This is a genomic window from Janthinobacterium salmonicoloratum, from assembly GCF_051380845.1.
In the GTDB taxonomy this organism is placed as follows: Bacteria; Pseudomonadota; Gammaproteobacteria; order Burkholderiales; family Burkholderiaceae_D; genus Janthinobacterium; species Janthinobacterium lividum_F.
In genome coordinates this window covers 194,880-217,706 of the sequence record NZ_JBNYXV010000001.1, presented here as the reverse complement: position 1 = coordinate 217,706, position 22,827 = coordinate 194,880, and the positions used below count along the sequence as shown (strand labels likewise).

24 protein-coding genes are annotated in these 22,827 nt (G+C 62.6%); 17 read left to right on the top strand and 7 right to left on the bottom strand.

Translation table 11 applies throughout. From position 1 onward, the window contains the following. The first annotated feature begins 138 nt into the window (after positions 1 to 138). Together ACQ4WY_RS00965 and ACQ4WY_RS00960 are read left to right on the top strand one after the other, a co-directional pair. Positions 139 to 2,169 carry a c-type cytochrome gene (locus ACQ4WY_RS00965; RefSeq protein ID WP_436502426.1) on the top strand — a complete coding sequence of 677 codons (2,031 nt, stop codon included), beginning with the start codon at positions 139 to 141 and terminating at the stop codon, positions 2,167 to 2,169. 69 nt (positions 2,170 to 2,238) lie between these two features. Further along, positions 2,239 to 3,540 (top strand): NRAMP family divalent metal transporter, encoded by a 1,302-nt coding sequence (locus ACQ4WY_RS00960; protein ID WP_436502425.1) that lies wholly within the window; start codon positions 2,239 to 2,241, stop codon positions 3,538 to 3,540. A 3-nt stretch (positions 3,541 to 3,543) separates the two neighbouring features. On the opposite strand, the gene ACQ4WY_RS00955 is transcribed toward ACQ4WY_RS00960, so the two are convergent. Beyond that, the gene (locus ACQ4WY_RS00955) at positions 3,544 to 4,338 is read right to left on the bottom strand and encodes an SDR family NAD(P)-dependent oxidoreductase (RefSeq protein ID WP_436502424.1); all 795 of its coding nucleotides are present in this window, start codon (positions 4,336 to 4,338) and stop codon (positions 3,544 to 3,546) included. Positions 4,339 to 4,408: 70 nt separating this feature from the next. On the opposite strand from ACQ4WY_RS00955, the gene ACQ4WY_RS00950 reads away from it, so the two are divergent. The 5 genes from ACQ4WY_RS00950 (at position 4,409) to ACQ4WY_RS00930 (ending at position 7,045) form a co-directional block, all read left to right on the top strand. After that, positions 4,409 to 4,795: a MerR family transcriptional regulator gene (locus ACQ4WY_RS00950; protein WP_436502423.1), complete on the top strand. Its 387-nt coding sequence runs from the start codon at positions 4,409 to 4,411 to the stop codon at positions 4,793 to 4,795. 15 nt (positions 4,796 to 4,810) lie between these two features. Then, positions 4,811 to 5,464 (top strand): SMI1/KNR4 family protein, encoded by a 654-nt coding sequence (locus ACQ4WY_RS00945; RefSeq protein ID WP_436502422.1) that lies wholly within the window; start codon positions 4,811 to 4,813, stop codon positions 5,462 to 5,464. Between the two features lie 99 nt (positions 5,465 to 5,563). Further along, positions 5,564 to 6,115, top strand: a complete 552-nt coding sequence (locus ACQ4WY_RS00940; RefSeq protein ID WP_436502421.1) for a DUF4142 domain-containing protein — start codon at positions 5,564 to 5,566, stop codon at positions 6,113 to 6,115. A gap of 103 nt (positions 6,116 to 6,218) precedes the next feature. After that, positions 6,219 to 6,599, top strand: a complete 381-nt coding sequence (locus ACQ4WY_RS00935; RefSeq protein ID WP_436502420.1) for a hypothetical protein — start codon at positions 6,219 to 6,221, stop codon at positions 6,597 to 6,599. 5 nt (positions 6,600 to 6,604) lie between these two features. Beyond that, positions 6,605 to 7,045 (top strand): hypothetical protein, encoded by a 441-nt coding sequence (locus tag ACQ4WY_RS00930; protein ID WP_436502419.1) that lies wholly within the window; start codon positions 6,605 to 6,607, stop codon positions 7,043 to 7,045. Positions 7,046 to 7,099: 54 nt separating this feature from the next. Here ACQ4WY_RS00930 and ACQ4WY_RS00925 read toward each other — a convergent pair whose 3' ends face one another. Both ACQ4WY_RS00925 and cadR read right to left on the bottom strand, forming a co-directional pair. Next, positions 7,100 to 8,140 (bottom strand): hypothetical protein, encoded by a 1,041-nt coding sequence (locus ACQ4WY_RS00925; RefSeq protein WP_436502418.1) that lies wholly within the window; start codon positions 8,138 to 8,140, stop codon positions 7,100 to 7,102. A 12-nt stretch (positions 8,141 to 8,152) separates the two neighbouring features. Then, positions 8,153 to 8,584 carry a Cd(II)/Pb(II)-responsive transcriptional regulator gene (cadR, locus tag ACQ4WY_RS00920; RefSeq protein WP_034787498.1) on the bottom strand — a complete coding sequence of 144 codons (432 nt, stop codon included), beginning with the start codon at positions 8,582 to 8,584 and terminating at the stop codon, positions 8,153 to 8,155. A gap of 98 nt (positions 8,585 to 8,682) precedes the next feature. On the opposite strand from cadR, the gene ACQ4WY_RS00915 reads away from it, so the two are divergent. The 3 genes from ACQ4WY_RS00915 (at position 8,683) to ACQ4WY_RS00905 (ending at position 13,605) form a co-directional block, all read left to right on the top strand. After that, the gene (locus ACQ4WY_RS00915; RefSeq protein WP_436502417.1) at positions 8,683 to 10,998 is read left to right on the top strand and encodes a heavy metal translocating P-type ATPase; all 2,316 of its coding nucleotides are present in this window, start codon (positions 8,683 to 8,685) and stop codon (positions 10,996 to 10,998) included. An 85-nt stretch (positions 10,999 to 11,083) separates the two neighbouring features. Further along, on the top strand, positions 11,084 to 12,541 hold the full coding sequence (locus tag ACQ4WY_RS00910; protein ID WP_436502416.1) for an alpha/beta fold hydrolase: 1,458 nt from the start codon (positions 11,084 to 11,086) through the stop codon (positions 12,539 to 12,541). Positions 12,542 to 12,552: 11 nt separating this feature from the next. Beyond that, on the top strand, positions 12,553 to 13,605 hold the full coding sequence (locus ACQ4WY_RS00905) for an alpha/beta fold hydrolase (RefSeq protein ID WP_436502415.1): 1,053 nt from the start codon (positions 12,553 to 12,555) through the stop codon (positions 13,603 to 13,605). Here ACQ4WY_RS00905 and ACQ4WY_RS00900 read toward each other — a convergent pair. Together ACQ4WY_RS00900 and ACQ4WY_RS00895 are read right to left on the bottom strand one after the other, a co-directional pair. Continuing rightward, entirely contained in the window at positions 13,595 to 15,088 is a 1,494-nt protein-coding gene (locus tag ACQ4WY_RS00900; RefSeq protein WP_436504371.1) for an MFS transporter, read from the bottom strand. The two genes, ACQ4WY_RS00905 and ACQ4WY_RS00900, sit on opposite strands and share 11 nt — an antisense overlap. Positions 15,089 to 15,206: 118 nt before the next feature. After that, on the bottom strand, positions 15,207 to 15,791 hold the full coding sequence (locus tag ACQ4WY_RS00895; protein ID WP_436502414.1) for a GNAT family N-acetyltransferase: 585 nt from the start codon (positions 15,789 to 15,791) through the stop codon (positions 15,207 to 15,209). 97 nt (positions 15,792 to 15,888) lie between these two features. Between ACQ4WY_RS00895 and ACQ4WY_RS00890 the strand changes: the two genes are divergently transcribed. The 3 genes from ACQ4WY_RS00890 (at position 15,889) to ACQ4WY_RS00880 (ending at position 17,637) form a co-directional block, all read left to right on the top strand. Beyond that, on the top strand, positions 15,889 to 16,770 hold the full coding sequence (locus ACQ4WY_RS00890) for a LysR family transcriptional regulator (protein WP_180278791.1): 882 nt from the start codon (positions 15,889 to 15,891) through the stop codon (positions 16,768 to 16,770). A 143-nt stretch (positions 16,771 to 16,913) separates the two neighbouring features. Beyond that, entirely contained in the window at positions 16,914 to 17,159 is a 246-nt protein-coding gene (locus ACQ4WY_RS00885; RefSeq protein ID WP_436502413.1) for a DUF6434 domain-containing protein, read from the top strand. Between the two features lie 22 nt (positions 17,160 to 17,181). Continuing rightward, on the top strand, positions 17,182 to 17,637 hold the full coding sequence (locus ACQ4WY_RS00880; RefSeq protein ID WP_436502412.1) for a hypothetical protein: 456 nt from the start codon (positions 17,182 to 17,184) through the stop codon (positions 17,635 to 17,637). Between the two features lie 17 nt (positions 17,638 to 17,654). Here ACQ4WY_RS00880 and ACQ4WY_RS00875 read toward each other — a convergent pair whose 3' ends face one another. Then, on the bottom strand, positions 17,655 to 18,707 hold the full coding sequence (locus ACQ4WY_RS00875; protein WP_436502411.1) for an NAD(P)/FAD-dependent oxidoreductase: 1,053 nt from the start codon (positions 18,705 to 18,707) through the stop codon (positions 17,655 to 17,657). Continuing rightward, entirely contained in the window at positions 18,700 to 19,269 is a 570-nt protein-coding gene (locus ACQ4WY_RS00870; RefSeq protein WP_436502410.1) for a GNAT family N-acetyltransferase, read from the bottom strand. The genes ACQ4WY_RS00875 and ACQ4WY_RS00870 overlap by 8 nt, the downstream gene beginning before the upstream one ends. 100 nt (positions 19,270 to 19,369) lie before the next feature. Here ACQ4WY_RS00870 and ACQ4WY_RS00865 point away from each other — a divergent pair, with 100 nt between their 5' ends. The 4 genes from ACQ4WY_RS00865 to ACQ4WY_RS00850 all read left to right on the top strand — a co-directional run bounded on the left by ACQ4WY_RS00865 (position 19,370) and on the right by ACQ4WY_RS00850 (position 22,677). Beyond that, a complete protein-coding gene (locus tag ACQ4WY_RS00865; protein WP_436502409.1) occupies positions 19,370 to 20,551 on the top strand; it encodes a citrate synthase in 1,182 nt (393 codons plus the stop codon). Positions 20,552 to 20,596: 45 nt separating this feature from the next. Next, positions 20,597 to 21,091, top strand: coding sequence for a MarR family winged helix-turn-helix transcriptional regulator (locus ACQ4WY_RS00860; protein WP_436502408.1), 495 nt, complete (start codon positions 20,597 to 20,599; stop codon positions 21,089 to 21,091). 33 nt (positions 21,092 to 21,124) lie between these two features. Next, positions 21,125 to 21,577, top strand: a complete 453-nt coding sequence (locus tag ACQ4WY_RS00855; RefSeq protein ID WP_046685238.1) for a PaaI family thioesterase — start codon at positions 21,125 to 21,127, stop codon at positions 21,575 to 21,577. Positions 21,578 to 22,119: 542 nt separating this feature from the next. Beyond that, positions 22,120 to 22,677 carry a cysteine hydrolase family protein gene (locus ACQ4WY_RS00850; RefSeq protein WP_436502407.1) on the top strand — a complete coding sequence of 186 codons (558 nt, stop codon included), beginning with the start codon at positions 22,120 to 22,122 and terminating at the stop codon, positions 22,675 to 22,677. The last annotated feature ends 150 nt before the right edge of the window (positions 22,678 to 22,827 follow it).

The following is a 22,827-nucleotide window of genomic DNA, read 5'->3' as shown; positions in this document are numbered from 1 at the left end:
CCAATTTTCGCCGTGGTGACGTATGCGTATGCTTGCGCGTAATAATAAAGGGTCACCATGAACGCCATTTCCAGCCTGCTTCGCGGGTCGCACCGCTCCCACACTTCTTTCTTTCCGAGAACTACCTGGCTCACGGCAATGCTGTTGCTCCTGGGCATGCTGGCCTGCTGCGCCAGTGCCTGGGCCGCGCCTGCCGCGACGCCCGCCAAGCCCACCGCCTCGGCCGAGCTGATCAAGCGCGGCGAATATGTCGCCCGCCTCGGCGACTGCGTGGCCTGCCACACCAGCCCGAACGGCGCCGCCATGGCCGGCGGCCTGGAACTGAAAACGCCGTTCGGCACCATTTACAGCACGAATATCACGCCCGATACCAAGACGGGCCTGGGCACGTATACCTACGCGCAGTTCGACCGCGCCATGCGCAAGGGCGTGGCGGCCGATGGGCGCAATCTGTATCCGGCCATGCCCTACCCTTCCTACGCGAAGATCACGCCCGACGACATGCAGGCGCTGTACGCCTACCTGCAGCGCGGCGTGGCGCCCGTGGCGCAGCAAAACCGCGAAACGGACATGAAATGGCCATTCAGTATGCGCTGGGGCTTGTCGCTGTGGAATGCCGTCTTCCTCGACGACGCGCCGTTCAAGCCCGACAGCGCCAAGTCGGCCATGTGGAACCGGGGCAGCTATCTCGCCCAAGGGCTCGGTCATTGCGGCTCCTGCCACACGCCGCGCGGCGTGGCCTTCCAAGAAAAAACCATGGGCCAGGATGGCGGCAGCGGCAAGCTCTACTTATCCGGCTTCACCTTCGACGGCTGGCATGCGGTGAACTTGCGCAATCTGTGGACGCCAGGCGACATCGTGCAATTGCTCAAGACTGGCCGCAACAGTTTCGGCACGGCGGCCGGCAGCATGACGGAAGTCATTACCCATAGCACGCAGTACTTCACGGATGGCGACCTCGACGCGCTGGCCCATTACCTGCACAGCTTGCCGGCCAAGGACGGGGCGGCCGCGCCGCCGAAGAAAACCGCGGCCGTCGCGGTAGCCAGCAACGATGCCCTGTACAACACGCGCGGCGGCCTCGGCTACCTGCAGTTTTGCGCCACCTGCCACCGCCGCGACGGCCGTGGGGTGGAAAACATCTTCCCGCCGCTGGCGCAGAACGACTCGGTGCTGTCGAAAGATGCCACCTCCGTCATCCATATCGCGCTGACGGGCTGGCAGTCCGCCGTCACGCAGCATTCGCCCCGTTCCTTCGGCATGCCCGCGTATGACCGCCTGTCGGACACGGAACTGGCGGAAATCCTCACCTTTGTGCGCGGCAAGTGGGGCAATCACGGCGCGCCCGTCATGCCTGCGCAGATCGCCAAAGTGCGCAAGGAGCTCAAGCTCAAGGCGCCGGACGCGGGCGGCTTCGTCACGCCCCGCTTCGCGGCCCTGACGGCCGATCCGCATGCCAGTCAATTGATCCACGGCATGCAGCTGATGACGGAAACGCGCGCGCGCCTGCCGCAAAACGTGGGCAACGACCTCAATTGCAGCAGTTGCCACCTGAATGGCGGCACGGTGGCGAGCGGTTCGCCCTTCCTCGGCATTTCCGCCTTCTTCCCGTCGGAAGCGCCGCGCGCCGGCAAGGTGATCAGCTTGGGCGAGCGCATCAATGGCTGCTTCCGCCGCTCCATGCACGGCAAGCCACTGCCCGTAGACGGCCCCGACCTGCAAGCGATGGTCGCCTATATCGACTGGATGAAGGGCGCCACGCAAGCGAACGACAAGGTGCCGGGACGCGGCGTGGCCAAGATCGATCGCAATCTGCTGCCCGATCCCGTGCATGGCAAAAAAGTGTATGCCGAGCAATGCGCCGTCTGCCATGGCGCGAATGGCGAGGGCATCAAGGGCGCCAACGGCGTAGTGGCCTTCCCGCCGCTGTGGGGCGAGCGCTCGTTCAATATCGGCGCCGGCATGGCCCGCACTTACACGGCGGCCGGCTTCGTCAAGGCGAACATGGTGATGGGCCACGGCCAGAAATTCCCGCTGGGGCAAGGCAACCTGTCCGACCAGGATGCCGTCGACGTGGCCGAATATTTTACGCACATGCCGCGCCCGGACTTCCCCGACAAGGTGAAGGACTGGCCAAAGGGCGGCAAGCCCAAGGATGCGCGTTACTGATACAAACGTAGGCAGCTGGACGCCGCCCGCCTGTGATACGCTGCTCGCACCACCACACAGGAGCCACGCATGCACACCGACAGCGCCCGCGCTGACGCCGTCCGCCAGCAGGCGGCCCCATCCGACACCTGGCTGGGCAAGCTGGGCCCTGGCCTGATCACGGGCGCGGCCGACGACGACCCCAGCGGCATCGCCACGTATTCGCAGGCCGGTGCCCAGTTCGGCTTCGGCATGCTGTGGACCGTCTGCCTGACGTTTCCCCTGATGCTGGGCATCCAGGTCATCAGCGCCAAGATTGGCCGGGTGAGCGGGCACGGGCTGGCGACAAATATCCGGCGCCACTATCCCCGATCCTTGCTGTACGCCATCGTTGGCTTGCTGCTGCTGGCTAATGTCATCAATATCGCCGCCGACGTGGCCGCCATGGGCGATGCCTTGACCCTGATCATCGGCGGTCCCACCCACTTGTACGCCGTGGGTTTCGGCCTGCTGTCCCTGCTGCTGCAAGTCTTCATTCCCTATCAAAAGTACGTGCGCATCCTGAAATGGCTGACCCTGGGCTTGCTGGCCTACGTGGCCACCGTGCTGACCGTGCACATTCCCTGGGGCGAAGTGGCGCTGCGCACCGTCTGGCCACAGTTTACCTGGTCGGCCGCCTCCGTGACCATGATCGTGGCCGTGTTCGGCACCACGATCAGTCCCTATCTGTTTTTCTGGCAAGCCTCGCAGGAAGTGGAGGACTTGCAGGCAGATTCCAGCGCGCAAGCCTTGCGCCGCACGCCCGAGCTGGCGCCACGGCAATTCCAGCGCATCAAGATGGACACGGCCATCGGCATGGGCTTTTCCAACCTGGTGGCATTTTTCATCATGCTGACCACGGCCGTGACCCTGGGTGCGCAAGGCATCACGCATATCGACACGTCGGCCCAGGCCGCGTCCGCCCTGCGCCCCATCGCCGGCGAGTTCGCCTTCGCCCTGTTCAGCCTGGGCATCATCGGCACGGGCTTGCTGGCCATTCCCGTGCTGGCCGGCTCGGCCGCCTACGCCATGGCGGGCGCCTTTCACTGGAAAAACAGCCTGGAACTGGCGCCCAGGGCGGCCAAGAAGTTCTACGGCATCATCGTCACGGCCACCTTGATCGGCGCGGCCCTGTGCTTCACGCCGCTCGACCCCATCAAGGCGCTGTACTGGAGCGCCGTCATCAATGGCGTCATTTCCGTGCCCATCATGGCTTTGATGATGGTGATGGCGTCGCGCCCCGCCATCATGGGAACCTTGACCATTTCGCGCCGCCTGCGGGTGCTGGGCTGGCTGTCCACCATCGTCATGGCGACGGCCGTGCTGGCCATGTTCGCCACCATGGCGTTCTGATACCTACACCGCTTTCGGCTTGAGCATGCCTTCCACGATGCCCAGCACGGTTTGACGCGGCAGCAGGCGCGGCAGCCAGGCGAGTAGCCGGTTGGGCCGGCCCGCCACGTGGCTGCTGCGGCTCCGGTCCAGGGCGCGCAGCGCTTCGTCGACCACGGTTTGCGGCGCCATGCGCTGGCCCACGGCCGCTTCGGGCGCGGCTACCACGTCGAAGAAGGCCGTGTCCGTGGCGCCCGGGCACAGGGCCAGCACCCGCACGCCACGGCTGCGGTTTTCCGCCCACAGCGCTTCCGAAAACGACAGTACGAAAGCCTTGCTGGCGCCGTAAATCGCCATGTAGGGATCGGGCTGCAGGGCTGCCGTGGACGCCACGTTGATGATGGCGCCCCGCCCCTGGGCCAGCATGTGCGGCAAGACGCAGTGCGTAAGTTCCATCAGCGCCGTGCAATTGACGGTCACTTCGGCCGCCTGGCGCGCAAGATTGATGTTTTCGAAGCGGCCATGCGTGGCGAATCCCGCATTATTGATCAGCACATCGGGCGGCATGCCCAGCGCGCAGGCTTGAGCATGGGCGTGGGTGGCCGCGCCGGGCAGGCTCAAGTCGGCCACCAGCGCGTGCGCGCGAATACCGTGGCGCTGGGAAAGCTCCCTGGCCAGGCTGTCGAGCACGGCGCCGGAGCGGGCCAGCAGCAGCAAATGGGCGCCGCGTGCGGCCAGGGTTTCTGCAAAGACGCGGCCAATGCCGGACGAGGCGCCCGTGATCAGCACGGTCTGCTTGGAGTAATTGAATGCGGTCATGGCAATTGAATCGTAGTGAAGAGAAATTCACTGTAAACTGTGGTCTTTAGTCCACGGTCAAGAGGAATCGATGCGCATCGGAGAAATCACCCGCCTGACAGGCGTCAGCAAGGACACGGTGCGTTTTTACGAGCGCCAGGGCTTGTTGGACGAAGCGCCGCAGCCGGGCATGACGAATAATTACAAGGAATACTCGGCGCAAGCCTTGCGGCGCATCGAGCTGATCGGTCACGCCAAGGCGCTGGGTTTTACACTGAAGGAAATTGCCGAAGTCATTGCCGTCTGGCAGGAAAATGCCCTCGATGCGGCTACCAAGCGGGACATGCTGCAAACGAAAATTGCCCAGATCGACGACAAGGCCCGCTCGATGGCCGTGCTGCGCGCGGGCCTCGTCGATGCGCTGGCCAAGGTGGAGACGGGCTGCAACGATGTGGCGCCAGTGCATATACAAGGATAAAGACAAGGACTATCAATGAGCAACCATTACACGCAGTACCGTCATCTGGCAATCGAGGGCGCCAAGCCAGCCCCCACGGCGCAGCAGATCGCCGCCATCGAAACCTTGCTGGAGGCGCCCTTGCCGCCGGCCTTTCTGGCTTTCCTGCAAGTGGCCAACGGCGCCTGGTTCGACTACACCTGCGATGTGCCGGACGGCAATGGCGGTGTGGAAAAAATGGGCTTCAATACCTTCTTCAGCGCTGAGGAAGGCGATTTCTGCGATGAAACCCTGGTTGGCGAAATCCGCTCCGAGCGCAAGAATATGGACATGCCGGTGCGCATCCTTCCCTTCGCCCGCGATGGCGGCAATTCCATGGTTTACCTGGATCTGACGGAGGAAGGCGGCGGCCGGGTGCTGGCCTATGTGCAGGAGTTACCGGATTGGACGGGCAAGCGCGCCCACGGCATGCTGGAACTGGCGCCTTCGTTCGACGCCTGGCTGGACAGCCTGTATATAGACCGGGACACGGTGCTCGACGAACTCGAACACAGCGTCTCGGAGCCAGCCCACCTGGAGGCGATGGCGCAGTGGCTCGATATCGGCATGCCCGCCTGGCGCCGGGATGCCGGCATCACCGCCTTGTTTGCTCTAAAACAAGTGGAACTGTGCCCTAACGAACAGGACTAGTCCTACGGGAAGCATCGCACGCGTCCTATGGGTGTGCGCAGCCTGCGGGCTTAACATTGCCATCAGCCTGTAGAAAAAACCATACCCGAAAGGAATCCCATGCGTATCTCCACCACCAGTTCCCGTACCCCCTCGCTGAAGAGTGTGGCCATCGGCGCCGCCGTGGCGCTGCTGAGCGGCATCGCCATCAGCAGTATCGCCGCCGCCGCGCCGGGCGCGTACGACAAGCAATTTCTCAGCAAGGCCGCTGACGCGGGCAGTACGGAAATTGCCGCCAGCAAAGTGGCGCAAAGCAAGAGCAGCAATCCCGAGGTAAAGAAATTCGCTGATGCCATGGTCACGGACCACACGAAAGTGGCCGAAGAATTGAAGCAGCTGGCCAGCAGCAAGCAGATCAAGGTCAGCGACCAGCCCGGCATGAAGCACCAGGCGCAGATCGACAAGCTGGGCCGTCTGGAAGGCCAGCAATTCGACAAGGAATATGCGGCCAGCATCGGCGTGGCCGCGCACAAAGAGGCCGTGAAACTGTTTACGGATGCCGGCCAGAAGGCCAGCGACCCGGACATCAAGGCCTTCGCCAAGAAGACCTTGCCAGCGTTGCAACATCATCTGGACATGGCGAACGCCTTGCAGGCGGCATTGGCGAAATAGACTGCAATACGCAGCTAAATACTCGACGTACATGCTGTACAGCAAGTATTTCTGCACTTGACATACAATGCAGCAACTTCGTTTTCGGCCATGCCATGACCTCATGCAGTTACTCAAGAAAACCGGCCTGATCGCCGCCGCCTTCCTGTTCCTCATTCTGCTGGCAGGCTGGCTCTTCATCAAGGTGAGCGCGGCGCGCAATGCCACCGTGTACACCCAGCAGTGGAACGACCAGGGCACGTGCGTGATCAAGACCTATGTGCCGCACTATGGCAATGGCGTGCCGCAGAACATCGTACGCGCGCTGAGCACGTCCACCTTCTTCCGCGTGTACCACAAGGATGGCACCTTGCTGGAAAGCACGGAATGGGTGCTGGACATGCATGAAGACGGCATCCTCGACCATGCCCGCTGGGGCCAGAACCGCGCCATCTACCCGACCGACATGGGCTATGAAGGCTGGACCTTGCCAGAGTGCGCGTAATCCACATGATGCCGAAAGCTAAGCCCACAGGCCTGCGCAGCCCCTGGGTAGACGTGCCGTATGAGCCCACGCTTTACCATTTCCTCGGCCCCTTCGATGTGTATGACCGCGAAGAAACCCTGGGCGTGGAACTGGACACCTGGGACATGAATGATGCCAGCCAGCGTGCGGCGCTGATACGGCGCGACATCACGTCGCAGTACAAGGAGCTCAGCTACCGCCACCGCCATGCTTTGGTGGCCGTGCTGGCGCAGGCGCTGCAAGACCCTGATTATGACTTCCAGGCCATCCTCGAACATGATCCCGAGAGTACTTACGCCCTGCCCGCCCGGTGGGATGACATGGCCGACCCGCGCGCCTTTTTTACCGATATCTATCACTTGGCGCAGCAGGACTGGCACGATGACCTGGCCCGCGCGGCGGCGGAAGACCCGGCCGACTGGTAGCCGCTTGAGCTATGCCTTCCGCCTGGGCGATGGCGGCCCGCCCCTGCAGCCGCGTTAGCGCGGTGACTGCATGGCCGCTGCCGCGCAGTCGAGCATGCGCTTGCCTGCCGCCTTCAGCGCCGGATCCTCCTCGTCCTGCAGCAGCATCCCCACGACGCTTTGGTCGGTAACGCTGCCCTGCATGGCGGCCAGGCGCGCCACGCGGTCTTGCGTGGCGCCATCGCCGATGGTAGGGGCAGTGAAAAAGCTGTACAGGCCAGCGATTTCGCGTTGGTGCAGCCATTCCATCAATTGCACCAGGCGCGCCTGCTCCACATAGCTCAGTTCGCTCACCTTGCGTTCCGCCAGCGCGTAATACACTTCCAGGAGCGCCATCCAGTTGCCCTGTGCTGCAGCCGCAAGCAGCTGGTCCCAGACGGCACCGGCGCGCAGCACGGGCAGCGGCTGCAGCTGATAGGCCAGCACGGCTTGCTGCTGCGGCAAGGCGCCATAGGCCGTGGGCGCCTTGCAGACGAACTGGCGTACATCGGGGCCGCCTTGCCGCAAGCCGCTGGCGATATGCCGCTGGATCTTGTCGCCGATGGACAGCAGACGCTTGGCGTGTTCCTGCATCGACCACTGCGGCGGCAATTTGCCCAGCCAGGCCAGCGCATCGTCGTTGGCCTGGGCCGCCAGTACATAGGCCGCCGCCTTGGCCTGTTGATCTTTCTCTCTGGCCAGTTTTGCCGCATCCTGTTCGATATCGTATAGGCTGGCGCTTTGCTTGAGTTTCAGGCATGACTGGAAGGCGGCAGGCGTTTCCTGCCAGCAGCGAGCCGGCACAAGGAAGGTCCAGCGCATGCTGAGCGTTTCCAGGACATACGACTCTTCGCCCTCCTCTCCCTTGAGATAGGCGCGGCCGTCGGCCTTGGTCACGCCTTTCGTCAGTTGCTTGCCGCCGACCGTGCTCCAGGTATACGGGTCATCGTCCAACGGCACGCCGGGCACGGCGTACAGGGTCAGGTAATGGGCGGCGGCAGGAGCATCGGCGGCATGGGCCAGCGGCGACAACAGGGACAAGGTGAGTAAAGTACTTCGAGGTATCAGTTTCAGCATGCAGCAATCGGTTCAATGAAGTTCGGTATGGCAGGCGCAGTCGTGGCCGCTGGCCGCCTCGGACAGGTTTTGCAGGATGGCGCAGTCCTGTGACGGCTGCGGCTGGTCGCACTGGTGGCGCAAGGTCACCAGTTGCTGCTGCAAGGTTTGCAGGTTGGCCATTTGCTCGGCGATGCGCAAGATATGGTGGTCGAGCAATTCGTTGACGCTCTGGCAGCCTTCGGCCGGATTGTTCTTAAATTCCAGCAAGGCGCGGATATCCGTCAAGCCGATCTGCAGGGAGCGGCAATGGCGGATGAATTGCAGCCGTTCCTGGTGTTCTTCGCGGTATTCGCGGTAGCCGGCACTGTTGCGGCCCGGTTCCTGCAGCAAGCCCGCCTTTTCATAGTAACGCACGGTTTCCACGTCACAATCTGTCCGTTTGGCCAGTTCTCCGATACGCATGGCATCCCCTTTTCATTCTTTCGTGCAAATTCCGCTTGACCCTGTAGCCGCTACAGGGTTTCTAATGGAAGCATACACGAAACCGGAAGGATGATGCGATGCCGCACGATAGCCATAACCACGCGCAGGGCCACGATCATAAGCACGACCATCAGCACGATCACAAGCATGCGCACGAAGCAGCCCCGGCCGCTGCGCCCAAGGCAGCCAGCTGCTGTTCCAGCCAGCATGCGTGCTCGGCCACGCCTGCCGCACCATCTGGCCCAGCGCTGCCCAGCAAAGCCATCGCCGGCGCGAACACGGCCAAATACCGTATCGCCAACATGGATTGCCCTACGGAAGAACGGCTGATCCGCAACAAGCTGGCCAATATGGCTGGCGTGGTGGGCCTCGATTTCAACCTGATGAACCGGGTTCTCGACGTGCACCACACCCTGCCCTCGCTGGCCACGGTGGAAGCGGCGCTGCACGGCATCGGCATGCAAGCGATTCCCATGAAGGCGGACGCCGTCGTCGCGCGCGATCCGGATGAAGGCAGCCTCAGCAGTCTGCAGAAAGGCTTGCTGGTCGTCTCCGGCCTGGCTGCTGCCGGCGCCGAAGCGCTGGCGTGGACCACGCATGAAGACAGTTCGCCCCTCGTCATCGCCCTAGCCCTGCTATCGATCGCCACGGGTGGCTGGCCGACCCTGAAAAAGGGCTGGATTGCCCTCAAAACGTTCACCCTGAACATTAATTTCCTGATGAGCCTGGCGGTGTTTGGCGCCATCGCCATCGGCCAGTGGCCAGAAGCGGCCATGGTCATTTTCCTGTTCGCCATTGCCGAGCTGATCGAAGGCCTGTCCCTGAACCGCGCGCGCAACGCCGTGCACAGCCTGATGCAACTGGCACCCGATACGGCGACGGTCGCCGACGCGAGCGGCGCCTGGCAGCAAGTAGCCGTCGCCACGGTAGCCATCGGCACCATGATGCGTGTCAAGCCGGGCGAACGCATTGCGCTCGACGGCGTGGTGGCCAGCGGCGCATCGTCCGTCAACCAGGCGCCCATCACGGGCGAAAGCATGCCGGTGGACAAGGCCGTGGGCGACGTCGTGTACGCGGGCACCATCAATGAACGGGGCTTGCTTGACGTCACCGTGACGGCCAACAGCGGCAACAGCACCCTGGCGAAAATTGTCAAGGTGATCGAGGAAACCCAGGGAAAACAGGCGCCGACGCAGCGCTTTGTCGATAACTTCGCCCGCTACTACACGCCGGCCGTGGTCGTGTTCGCCATCCTCGTGGCCGTGCTGCCGCCACTGCTGCTGGGCCAGCCCTTCATGCCCTGGGTCTATAAAGCGCTGGTGATGCTGGTGATCGCTTGCCCATGCGCGCTCGTCATTTCCACGCCTGTTACCGTGGTCAGCGGCCTGACGGCGGCCGCGCGCCGCGGCATACTGGTAAAAGGCGGGCAATTCCTGGAAACGGGCTACCGCATCAAGGCCATCGCCGTCGACAAGACGGGCACTTTGACCATGGGCAAACCGGCCGTGACGGACGTGGTGGCAATGGAGGGCAGCAGCCGCGACGCCATCTTGCTGCTGGCCGCCAGCCTGGATGCCAACTCGGCCCACCCGCTGGCCGCCGCCATCGTCAAGGCGGGCCCGCCCGCCGGCAGCCATTTGCCCGTCAGCCAGTTTGCCGCCCTGCATGGACGCGGCGTGCAAGGCAATATCGATGGCCAGACGTATTATCTGGGCAATGCGCGCCTGATGACGGAATTGAAGGTCTTGACGCCGGAACTGCAAGCCATCCTGGCGCGGCTGGAACAGCAAGCGTACACGGCCATGGTGCTGGCCACGCCAGCCGGCGCGCTGGGCGTGATCGCCGTGGCCGATGTGCTGCGCCCCACGGCGGCGTCTGCCATCGCCAAATTGAATGCCCTGGGCGTCACCACCGTGATGCTAACGGGAGACAATTTGCTGACGGCGCAGCGCATCGGCGCCGAAGTGGGCGTCAGCTTGGTCAAGGCGGAATTGCTGCCGGAAAACAAGCTCGATGAAATCAAGGCCTTGCAGCAAGAGTTTGGCGTGGTCGCCATGCTGGGCGATGGCGTCAACGACGCTCCTGCCCTGGCGCAAGCAGACATCGGCTTTGCCATGGGCGCGGCCGGCAGCGACACGGCCATCGAAACGGCGGACGTAGCCTTGATGGATGATGAACTGGGGAAATTGCCCGAATTCATCAGCCTGAGCCAGCGCACGCGCAGCATCCTCGTGCAAAACATCAGTTTTGCCATCGGCATCAAGGCCGTCTTCTTCGGCCTCGCCCTGGCCGGCACGGCGACCTTGTGGATGGCCGTATTCGCCGATGTGGGCGCCAGCCTGCTGGTGGTGGCCAACGGTTTGCGCTTGCTGCGTAACAATAAGCAAGCATAGTCCCACACAGAAATATTTCCATCTGGACAATTGCTGTAAAAAACGCTACTTTGGCGCTTGATCTCCACCGCCGCCAAAGTAGCCGATGACCTTTCTGCCACGCTTGCCCCTCATGGCCGTGCTGCTTGCCAGCGCCGGCCTGCATGCCGAACCCCTGTTTTTCACGCCTTGCTCCGATACGGCCGCTCCCGGCAGCCTGTGCTCGGGCTTGAACGTACCCGGCAGCTACGACGCCCAGGGGCGCGCCGTCGGCGACAAGGATGCCATGCACGTCTTCGTGCGCAAGTTTGCCGCCGATGTGCCTGCCGGCAAGCCCGCCAGGGGCACCTTGTGGCTGGTGGCCGGCGGCCCTGGCGAATCGGGCGCTTCGTTCTACAGCTTGCTGCCCACCTTGCGCCGCAGTTTTCCCGGCTTTGAATTCCTCATCCCCGACCATCGGGGCACGGGCCACTCTTCTCGCCTGTGCAAGGTGGAAGAGTCCGAACAAAGTCCTGGCGGCCGCGCCCTGGCCGGGGCCGAATGGGGCAGCTGCTTTGCCGGCATCAACTTGATGCCGGAATACGCGGGCCAGTTTTCCATCACGATGGCCGCGCGCGACTTGAAAGCCTTGATCGAAGGCGAACGCGGAAGCAAGAAGCCGCCGGTCTATGTATATGGCGTGTCCTACGGCACGCAACTGGTCTTGCGCACCTTGCAGCTGGGGCCGCTGCCCGTCAAGGGCGTCATCCTCGACTCGCTGGTGCCGCCGCAAACGGATGCGCGCCGGGACTTGAGCCAGCGTTCGCACGTGGTCAACACGGTCGGCGTGCAGGTGCTGGCCCAATGCGACGCGGATGCCGCTTGCCATGCGGCATTGGGTGAGCCGGCCGCAACCCTGTACCGCCGCGTGCTGGACAAGGTGCAGGCCGATCCCGCACTGCTGGCGAAGATCCCCGGCAAAAACCTGAAAAACTTCCTGGGCGGCATGCTCGACGTGCCGGCCGCGCGCGCCCGCATCCCGTATCTGCTGCACGACCTGGACCAGGGCGGCGAGGCGGAACTGGCGTCCGTGCGCGCCATCCTGACGCAGGCGGCAGCTGGCCTGGGCAGTTATCCCCAGTCGCCGCTGTCGATACCGCTGGTCAATATCATCAGCAACTCGGAAAACAATCTGCAACCTTCGTTGCGCCCGAACTGGGCCACCACCGACATCGACCGCGACGAGGCGGACTTGCTGTTTACCAGTCCATTGCCCCGCATCTTGCTGGGAGGCGGCTTGCCCACCTACCCGCGCGACGCCTATTTCGGTGCCTTGCCGATGAAAGTGCCACCCACCCTGGTGCTGCAGGGAACACTGGATCCGAAGACGCCGTACGCGGGCGCGCAGGCACAAGTGCAGGCTTTGACACAGAGCAAGGCCGGCAAGGTGGCGCTGTCCGCCGTGCACAACGCCCCGCATTTCCTTTTATGGACGGCGCCCACCTGCTTTGAACAGGCCAGCACCCGCTTTATCGCAGGCAAGACGGCGCAGGATTGCACGCTGCAGTTCCCACCCACTATATAGAAGAGGACGATATGCGCATCACAGGCTTGGCATTGCTGCTGTTATCTTGTTTCGGCTTGGCGCAAGCCGCGCCACCCGCCTCCCCGTCTATCTGCACCTCGCCCGCACAGCCCATCCGCGAGCAAGGCTATGTGCCCATCAATGGCATCGAGCAGTGGATCACGATCACGGGCGCCGCCTGCGGCAATCCCGTGATCTTGTTCATCCATGGCGGCCCCGGCAACGCGCTGAGTCCGTATGCGGATTCCATTTATGCGGGCTGGGAACGCCACTACACGCTGGTGCAGTGGGACCAGCGCGGCGCGGGCATGACGTATGCAAAGCAGCGCCCAAGCGAAGATGTGCCCTTGACAGTGGCGCAGATGCGCGACGACGGTATCGCCGTGGCCCGCTATATCGAGCAGCGTCTGGGCCAGCAGAAAGTCATCCTGATGGGCAGTTCCTGGGGATCGATTCTGGGCGTGCACATGGCCAAGGCGCAGCCGGAGCTGTTCCACGCGTACATCGGCACGGCGCAGGTGGTCAATGCGCGGGACAACGAGACTGGCATGTACCGGGAAGTGCTTGCGCTGGCGCAAGCAGCGAAGGATGCGCCCACGGTGGACAAGCTGACGGCGCTCGGTCTCCCGCCGTGGCGCGATCCGCGCAATTTTGGCATCTTGCGCCGCTTCGACCGCAAATATGAAGGGATGGTAACGGATGCGCCGCCCAAGCACTGGTGGCAACCGGCGCCGTTCTATGCCACGCCGCAAGCCCTGGCCGATGCCGAGGCTGCCGACGACTACTCGTACATCCAGTTCATCGGCATGCGCGGCGACGGCATGTTTTCGACGGTTAACCTGCCCGCGCTGGGCACGCACTTTAAATTACCCGTGTTTTTCATCATGGGCGAAGCGGACTTGTTGACCTCGCCCGTCATCGCGCGCACGTACTTTGACAGCATCACGGCACCGGCCAAGGATTTTACCGTGGTGAAACGGGCCGGACACGACCCCAACCAGGCCGTGCACGACGCCCAATGGACGGTCTTGCGCGACAAGGTGGCGCCGCTGCTCAAGCGCTGACCGAGCAGATCGCGCGGCGTGCCCGCAGATGCAGGTGGCGGATGGTGGCCGCGGCCGCCATCAGGATGGCGGAAGCCGTTGCCAGCACGACAATAAACGCCTTGTCGAAGGCCGAACGGGCCAGCTCCGACACTTGCAAGCCCAGTTCGGCCGGCAATTGCTCGGCGGCCAGCAGCGCCGCATCGAGGGTGTCATGGGCATTCGGCAACAGGCCCGCGCTTTCCGGGATCACCAGGGTGGCGCTGTAGACGGCCGACAAGATGGTGCCCAGCACCGTCACGCCGATCACGGCGCCCAGTTCGTACGACACTTCCTCGATCGAGGCGGCCATGCCGGCCTGCTGCGGCGCCACGTTCAGCATCACGGCGCTGGACGCGGCCGTCATGACGGCGCCCAGGCCCAGGCCCAGAATCACCAGGCTGGCCACCTGCGCCGAGACGGCGGCGTCATGCAGCAGCAAATACGACGCCATGCCAATGCCGGACAGCAGCAGCGAACCCCACAGTACCTTGGCCTTGTCGGCACGCGGCAGCATGAATCCCGTCAGCGGGCCCGCAAATACGGACGCCAGCGGCAACGGCAGCAGCAGCAAGCCTGCTTCCAGCGGCGACAATTCACGCACCAGCTGCATGTGCTGGCTCAGCGCCAGTTCCATGCCGATCAGGGCGGCAGAGGCCACCATGGCGGCGGCCACGGCGCTGGAAAACGGCAGTTCGCGGAACAGGGCGAAGTCGATCAGCGGCTTGGCTTGCCGTTTCTGGCGGCGTATGAATTTCAGCATGAAGAAGGCGCCCACGGCGAACGAAGCGGCGGCCAGCGCATACGACGGTTGCGACTTGCCCAGCTCCTTGATCGCATACACGCCACCAAGCAGACCCATCATGATTTGCAAAGAGCCCGCCAAGTCCCACGGCTTGTCGCGGTTACCGGCCCGCTTCGGCAGGACGACGGTGGCCAGCACCAGGGTAAGCAGCACGATGGGCACGTTGATCAGGAAGACGGAACCCCACCAGTAATGTTCCATCAAGAAACCACCGAGCACGGGGCCAAATGCGGCGCCACCGGAGGCAATCGCCGCCCACACGCCGATGGCGAACGAGCGCTCGCGGTTATCCGTAAACGTCAGGCGGATGATGGACAAGGTGGCCGGCATCATCAAGGCGGCGCCGATTGCCAGCAGGATGCGCGAAAAAATCAACAGTTCCGGCGCGGGCGAAAACGCGGCGCACAGCGAGGCGATGCCAAACACGGCGAGGCCGGCAAGGAAAACGGGTTTGTGGCTGAGGCGGTCACCGAGGGTGCCGAGGCCGGGCAGCAGACCGGAGACGACCAGCGCGTACACGTTGATGATCCACAGTTTTTGCGAGGAAGTTGCCTGCAAGTCGCGCGTCAGCGCGGGCAAGGCGGTGTAGAGCACGGTCATGTCGACCACGATCAGGAACAGGGCGCTGGAGACGATGGCCAGCGTCAGCCATTTTTTCATTGGATGCATAAACAACTCATGTATTATTTAACAACTATCGGTTTGGATAAAGCGGGTGCTGCGCAAATATTTACGTTCCAGGCTGCCACGGGCCTGGCCTTGTCGGGGGCGGCGGGCGTCAGCCACGGTCGCCATCCTTGTCATCCACAGCAGCGCTTACCGCTGGCACGTCGAGTTCGCGCAGCATGACGACGGACACTTGCTTGAAGCCCCGACCCTGGAAGAATTTCTGCGCCGTCAGGTTGTGTGCGCCGCATTCGAGGAACAAACGGGCGATGCCGTGGCTGCGCAGCTCGTCGGCAACCCACTCCACCAACTGACTGCCGATGCCGCTGCCGCGTACGGAGGGCAGCAAGACCAGGTCGTCCAGCGCGGCGAACGATTTCGAGGCGCGCTGGCGCGTATCGATGGAAACAAGGGCCATGCCGACGATGCTCTCGCCTGACGTGGCGACGGCCAGCAGGGTCGAATCGCCATGCGCCCAGTCATGCGACAGGGCGGCGCGAATTTCGCCGCGGATCACCTCAGGCAAGTCCGCGCGCCAGTTGCCGGGCGCATCGGCGCGCTCGCCCTGCAGCTCCGAATGGGAGATATAGTCGGCGCTGACGTTATCAAGATATAACTTGCACAGCGTATCTTCGGCGGTGGCGTCGTGACACCAGCTGAAGCTGATGGCGGGGGTATGGGCTTGAGCGTTTTTCATGGCGGATCTCGTATTGTTGAAAATGTAAATGCATTTTATGTCGCCCCTGAATGGCATTCAAGTTAAAATCCATCTGTAAAACAGATAGGTTAATGCCATGCAATGGACTTTGGAACAAATGCGCTACTTTGAGGCGGCTGTCGCGGCCGGTTCTTTCTCGGGCGCGGCGCGCCGGCTGGGACGCGCCCAATCAGTGGTCAGTACCTCGATCGGGCTGCTGGAAGCGGAATTCGGCGTAGAACTATTCGACCGTTCGCGCCGCAGCGCCGTGCTGACGGAAGCAGGCAAGGTGATGCACCTGGAAGCGTGCGAACTGCTGCGCCAGGCCGAGCGCTTGCAGCTGCGCGCTCAATTGCTGAGCGAGGCGCCCGAAGCGCAGCTGACCCTGGCGCTGGACGAAGCCCTGCCCTACCTGGCCATCAGTACCCTGGTGAAGGAGTTGGCGGCGCGCTACCCGGCGCTGGAACTGGTGATGCTCAACGCCACGGCGTCGGAAGTGGCGCAATACGTGGAGCAGCAGCAGGCCGACGTGGCCTTCCACTTCGACCGTGGCCCGATATCACCCGTGCTGGAACAGCAGCACATTGGCAGCGTGGCGCAAGGGGTGTTCGTGGCGAAAGGCCACCCGATGGCGCACGGCCAGGAAGTGAGCCGCAACGAGCTGACCCGCTACCGCCAGTTGATCATGGATTCCGAGCTCAACCGTGAACACGCCTTCAGCCCCGCCGTCTGGTTTTCCGACAGCTTTTACAGCATCGCGGAGATGGTCGCGGATGAGCTGGGCTGGGCCATTTTGCCTCTGAATATCGCCAACTACGACAATTACAAGGGCTATCTGCAGGAAGTCCCCTGCCCTGCGCTGGCGCTGTCACGCTTGCCCGTGCGGCGGCTGTCGATCCACGGCAAGAAGCTGAGTGAGACGAGTTTGTGGCTGACGACAAGGCTGGCGGAATTGTTACTGGATGGGCCGAGGGGCTAAGGCGTACTGCGGCTATTCCAGTAATTTAATGAAGGAAAAGCTGGTACCTGCAGCATGTAATACCATCTCACTCACAACCGGAACTGGCGGCATTAAATTACACTATATGGCGATACCGATATAACAAAGTGAAGGAATACAGCATGGATTTCGATTGGCACGGTGGCATCATCACCCGGCACACAGTCGTTGATGCCAATTACCGGAACACGCAAAACGTCAGGCGTTTCCTGTTTGACCAGTGCAGTCCCGAATTCAAGCTTGACCGTGATTTCATGGCCTGGATACGCAATGGCGACACCAAAACCATGGGCGAAGTCGCGGATGAATGGATGCGTCGGCATAATCAAGCCGGTGATGTGTCAATAAACAAATTAAACAAATATTAATAAGTACTGAAAGCTTTACATAATGCACTCAACTGTCGTAAGCAGCTGGTTCGCCATGGCGAAAGACGATGCCGTGGAAATTGATCCCGATAACATCAATCACGAAGCGATGACTAATATGTGGAGCTTTTCGCCCACGGACGAGGAAACGCCGCAGATTCATGCGGCGGATATCGTTGAATTTATCGACCAGGTGATTGCGGCCCGCAGCAGCGCACTCAAAGGCGAGGATATGCTGTTCTATTGCTGGCATGATGCGCAATGCCGCCAGTTGCGCTTCAGCCTGGTGTCGCGCTCGCATGGCCGCCTGCCGTTTCGCCGCGAGGTGCGCGAAACGCAGGATCTGGCGCTGATCGTCGACCGGGTGGTGAACGGGGACTGGCGCAACGCGCATTTTATGCAGGCACCGTCGGAGGAAGGCGATGAGCAGGAGCAAGCGCCGTTCGTCTTGCCCGTGTTTGTAGTGCCTGTGCCGTAGAAGTCAGCGCGGCATAATCACGCCTGGAAACGCGCGGGCCGGCAAGCCTCCAGGGCTGACGCTGGCTGCCCATCGACGATTTCCTCGCTGGCAAGCTGGCCCACGATGGCCGCCAACACCACGCCCGGATGCATGGCGCACACGTACGCACCCTCGACCTGCGGCAAATAGCCGATGATGGGCACGCCGTCAAAGGGCATGGGACGCAGGCCGACACAGGCCAGTTCCAGCGCGATGGCGTCGGCTCCTTCCAGTTCATTGCGGATCGCACTGGCCGCGCGCCGAGCCATGGCGGCAGGCTGATTTTCCGGCGCCTCATCCACGTAGTCTTCCGCCGCCAGCAGTGTTCCATCCGCGTTTTGCCGCACTTCCATTGCATGGCTGGAAATAATGCCGCGCACCAGGCCGGGCGGCGCCTTGTAGCGCATGAAGATCGCGGGCGAGGCGTGAATCGGTAGGCTGGCGCCCAGTTGCGCGGCCAGCGCAGCAGTGCCCGTGCCTGCCGCAAGGACGATCACGTCCGCCTCGATGACGCCAGCGGCCGTTTTCACGCCCGTCACTCGCGCGTCCTGGACGGTAAAGCCCAGCACGGGCGTGTGCGTGCGGACAGTCGCACCGAGCGCCTGCGCCACTGCCAGCAAGGCATGCGTGGCGGCAACGGCGTCGAGGGCGCCCTGCGCTGGCTCGTACAGCGCTTGTTCCGGCGGCTGCCGCAGATGTGGTTCAAGCTGGGCGATGCGGGAGCGGTCTATCAATATGGACGCGGGCGACACCCGCCCGTCCGGCGTGCCGTACGACAAGGCGCCATGCCAGCGCACCGTCAGGCCGGGCACCTGCGTTTCCAGCCGGCGGTAGGCAGCGATGGCGCCGCCGCGCAGTGCCGCAATGGGATCCGGCCCCGTGCAGGACGTGTTAATCCAGGCAAACGATGTTCCCGTCACCCCGGACGCGATGCCTTGCGCCTCGACCACGGTGACTTGCGCGCCCTTGCTGGCCAGGTGATACGCGAAGGACGCGCCCACGATGCCGGCGCCGATGACGACGATGCGTTGCGGTTTTTCATTAATCATATACTACGACCTTGTTGTCGACGGGAAGCGCCGTCACGCCAGCCGCCCGCAAATTCAACGCGTAGGCATGGCCATCGACGATGTTACCGGCCACGGTGGCGATATCGGGCACGGCCATTCCCTGCACGAAACCGCAGCGTTCCAGCACGCGGATCGAAGCCGCATTGCCGTCGATGGCGTAGGCACACAGGCTGGCCAGTTGCCATTCGTCTTGCGCCAGGGCAATCAGGTGGCGCAGCGCGGCCGTCGCCAGGCCCTTGCCCGCTTGCTGCTCGCCGATGCGGTAGCCGACTTCGGCCGTTTGCGCCTGCCCGTCGATATCCTTGAGGTTGGCGCGCCCGATCAGCTCGCCGTGTTCGTCCACGATGACGCAGGGGTGCATGCGTCCCTGTGCGTGCTCGTCCAGGAATTGCGCGACGTGCGCCTGGATGCCGTCAACACTGTAAAAATCGTCCGGGCGCCGGTCGATATGGCGCTCGAACCAGGTCCGGTTGGCTTGCTCAAAGGCCAGCAGTGGCGCGGCGTCGTCCCGGCGCAGAGTGCGGATTGCGTATGTGCTCATGGATACTCCTGGAAAGGCATCAGTCTAGTGACGCGCCACCCGGCCCGTCAATCTTGATTCCATCAATCAATATAAAGTGACAAACGCTACAATGGCGGCCATGAACAACGATCTGTCCGCTCTTGACGCGGCGCGCCTCTTGGGCGTCAGCCTGCCCACCCTGTACTCCTATGTGAGCCGGGGCCTGCTGGCCTCCGTCAGCAATGGAGCGTCGCGCCGCAAGCGCTATCCGCAGGAAGACGTGCTGCGCCTGGCGGCGCGCAAGAATGACGCCAAGCGGGGCGGCCAGACGGCCGTGGCCGCCATGCACTGGGGCTTGCCCGTACTCGAGACGCAGATTTCCCACATTCTCGATGGCCAGCTGCTGTACCGGGGCTGCAATGCCACGGCGCTGGCGCAGCACGCGACCTTGGAAGCGGGCGCCAGCCTGCTGTGGGACGATGGCGCAAGCGATTATTTTCAGCAAGATCCTCCTGCCCTGCTACAAGGACCGGCCAGCGTGCCGGACGCGACGCCGCTGGCGCGGGCCATGCTTGCCATGGCCATGCTGGCGTGCAAACCTGCGACTATGCCCGCAACCATGCTGCAATCCGGCCCGGCCGTGATGCGCATCCTGGCCGCCGCCCTGCTGCAGGCGGCGCCGTCCTCCCAGCCCCTGCACCAGCAGCTGGCCCAGGCATGGCTAGCCGACGCGGAGCAGGCTGAATTGCTGCGCGCGGCGCTTGTGTTGCTGGCCGACCATGAATTGAATGCGTCGACCTTTGCCGTGCGCTGCGTCGCGTCGACAGGCGCCAGTCTGCCTGCCGCACTGGGTGCCGGGTTGGCGGCCTTGTCCGGCGACAAACACGGCGGCGGCAGCGCGGCGGCCCGGCGCATGTTGACGCAGGCCCTGGCCGCGCCAGACGCCAGGGCCGCCATCGGCGCCTATTACACGACCATCGCGCCGGAATTCTCCGGCTTCGGCCATCCGCTGTATCCGCACGGTGACCCGCGCGCCGCATATCTGCTGGACCGTTTGGCAGCGCTGTCGAACGAGCAGCCGCAGCTGGGCGCCATCCTGGCCGCGTGCGCCATGGCAGGCGAGCTGCTCGATGCGCGCCCGAATGCCGACCTGGCCCTGGCCGCCATGGAGCTGGCGTTCGACTGGCCCGAGGGCGCCGGCATGAGCGTGTTTGCCCTGGCCCGTTCGGCCGGCTGGATCGCGCATGCGGCCGAGCAAGCCGCCAGTGCGGCCCTGATCCGTCCCCGCGCCCGCTACGTGGGACGCCACCAGCGCGACTAACAATAGCCGCTTGATTTATTACGCATACGTAGTAGTATACTTCGCATGCGTATCAATACATCCCCCCAGCCCGACCTTTCCGATACCGCAGCAGCCTGCCCGCTGGGCGAGCGTTCGCCGCGGCTGTTCAACCTGCTCAACCTGGCGCGCCAGAACCTGTTTCGTTCGGCCGATGCCGTGTTCACCAGCGAACTGGGCTTTTCCGGAACGCAAGTGGTCGCCCTGTTTGCCCTGAAGGGCGAGGAAGGCTGCCAATTAAAGGATCTGGGGCGGGCGCTGCAATTGAAAAACTCGGCCGTCACCGGTCTGGTGGCGCGCATGGAAGAAAACGGCCTGATCGTGCGCGGCCAGTCGGCGCTCGACGCACGCGCCGGCACCCTGCACATGTCTCCCAGGGGCGGCGAGATATTGGCCGCCGCCCTGCCCCTGCTCGACAGCCTGAATGAACAACTGAAGCAAGGTTTCAGCGAAGAAGAACTGGCCGTCGTCGCCCGCTTTCTGCTGCATGCCTCGCGCCTGCGTTTCCAGCAAGACGTCTGACTCATCCCCACATCACCACCACAGGAGTTACCCATGCACCCGAAAGACATGACCGGCTTGCAACTGATGCAAGCTTTCGCGCAAGGCCTGTTTCCCCGGCCCGGCATTTCCAAGACCATGCCCATGGATGCCCACACGGTCGAGCACGGCAGAGTCATCTTCACGGCGACGGCGAATGAAACACATACCAATCCCATGGGCGGCGTGCATGGCGGTTTCGCGGCCACCGTGCTCGACACGGTCACGGGTTGCGCCACGCACACGGTCTTGCCGGCCGGCGAAAGCTATGGCACGACGGACCTGAACATCAAGATGTGCCGTCCCCTGCCCTTCAACGTGACGGTCTACGCGGAAGGCAAAGTGATCAATGCGGGGCGTAACCTGGTCATTTCCGAAGGCACGATCCGCGACGAAGCGGGCAAAGTCTACGCGCACGCGACGGCCACCTGCATGATCATCCGCCCCCGGGAGCAGGCGGCTGCATGATCCGGCTTGGCACCATCGAGGAAGCCTGGCACGTGCTGCAGGCTTGCAATGGGAGCAACAGCACCATACACTGAGCCATTTTGGCCGAGGTCAAATAATGGTTAAAAAGATTGCTTTTATTATCCTCGGGTTCCTGCTTGGCATTGCCTTCGATATGCTGCCTCGTACGTTTGAGGTCGTTGCAAAGACCAACGTTTGTCGCGAATCATGTTCCAAATCACTAAGTGTCGTGTCAGTCGTCCTCTATGCGATCTTGCCATTAGCTTGGGGCGCGCTCTTGGGGGGCGTGATCGAAAAGCATCACGCAACCCGGATACTGTTGACCAGTGCGCTATTCTCTCTGTTTATCATGGCAGTATTAACCTGGTTTCTCTACAAGCAGCAACACCCATGATTTTCAAGCTCAATGTTTTTTTGGGGCGGCCTCAGCCGACCGGTTTCGTCTTCCGATGTCATGCCAGAAGAGTAACAAACCCCGGGCAAGCGGCCAAGAGCAGATCATATAGTGATAAGCTATGCAATTGTTTTTTTGAGAACATCTTATGGCCGGACAAACAGCCTTGATCATTATTGACATGCAAAAGGGTATGGGCAATAGCGCACTTCCGTCGAGAAATAACCCACGCGCGGAAGACAACATGGCACGGCTTGCCGCAGCTTGGCGCGAGGCGAAACAGCCGCTTGTCTGCGTGCGCCACGTCAGTCGTTCTCCCACCTCCGTGTTCGCTCCGGGCCAGAGTGGCATTGAGTTCCAGGAGCGCTTTGCACCATTGCCGCATGAGCACGTTGTAGAGAAGAATGTTCCGGATGCCTTGATTAACACTGGACTCGAGCGCTGGCTGCACGCGCGTGGAATTGAGCAAGTCGTCGTTGTCGGCGTAAGCACCAACAACTCGGTTGAAGCTACCGCACGTACGGCGGGCAATCTTGGTTTTGTGACGACAGTCGTAGCGGACGCCACCTTTGCCTTCGAGACGCAGGACTATGCCGGTAACGTGCGCAGTGCCGAGGATGTCCACTTGATGGCCTTGTCAAACCTGCATGGTGAATACACCGAGGTATGCACGACCGACAAAGTCTTGATTGCATTGGGAGCCTGAACGAATGCGAATCGCACTCCTTTCCGACATCCACGGAAGATGGCCGTGCTTGAAACGCTACGTTTCCTGATTTGGGAGGTCAAGTGAAACGTATTGGCTTGTCGGTCGGGTTTCTCATTGTTGGACTGCTAACAACCTGGGCTGCAATGT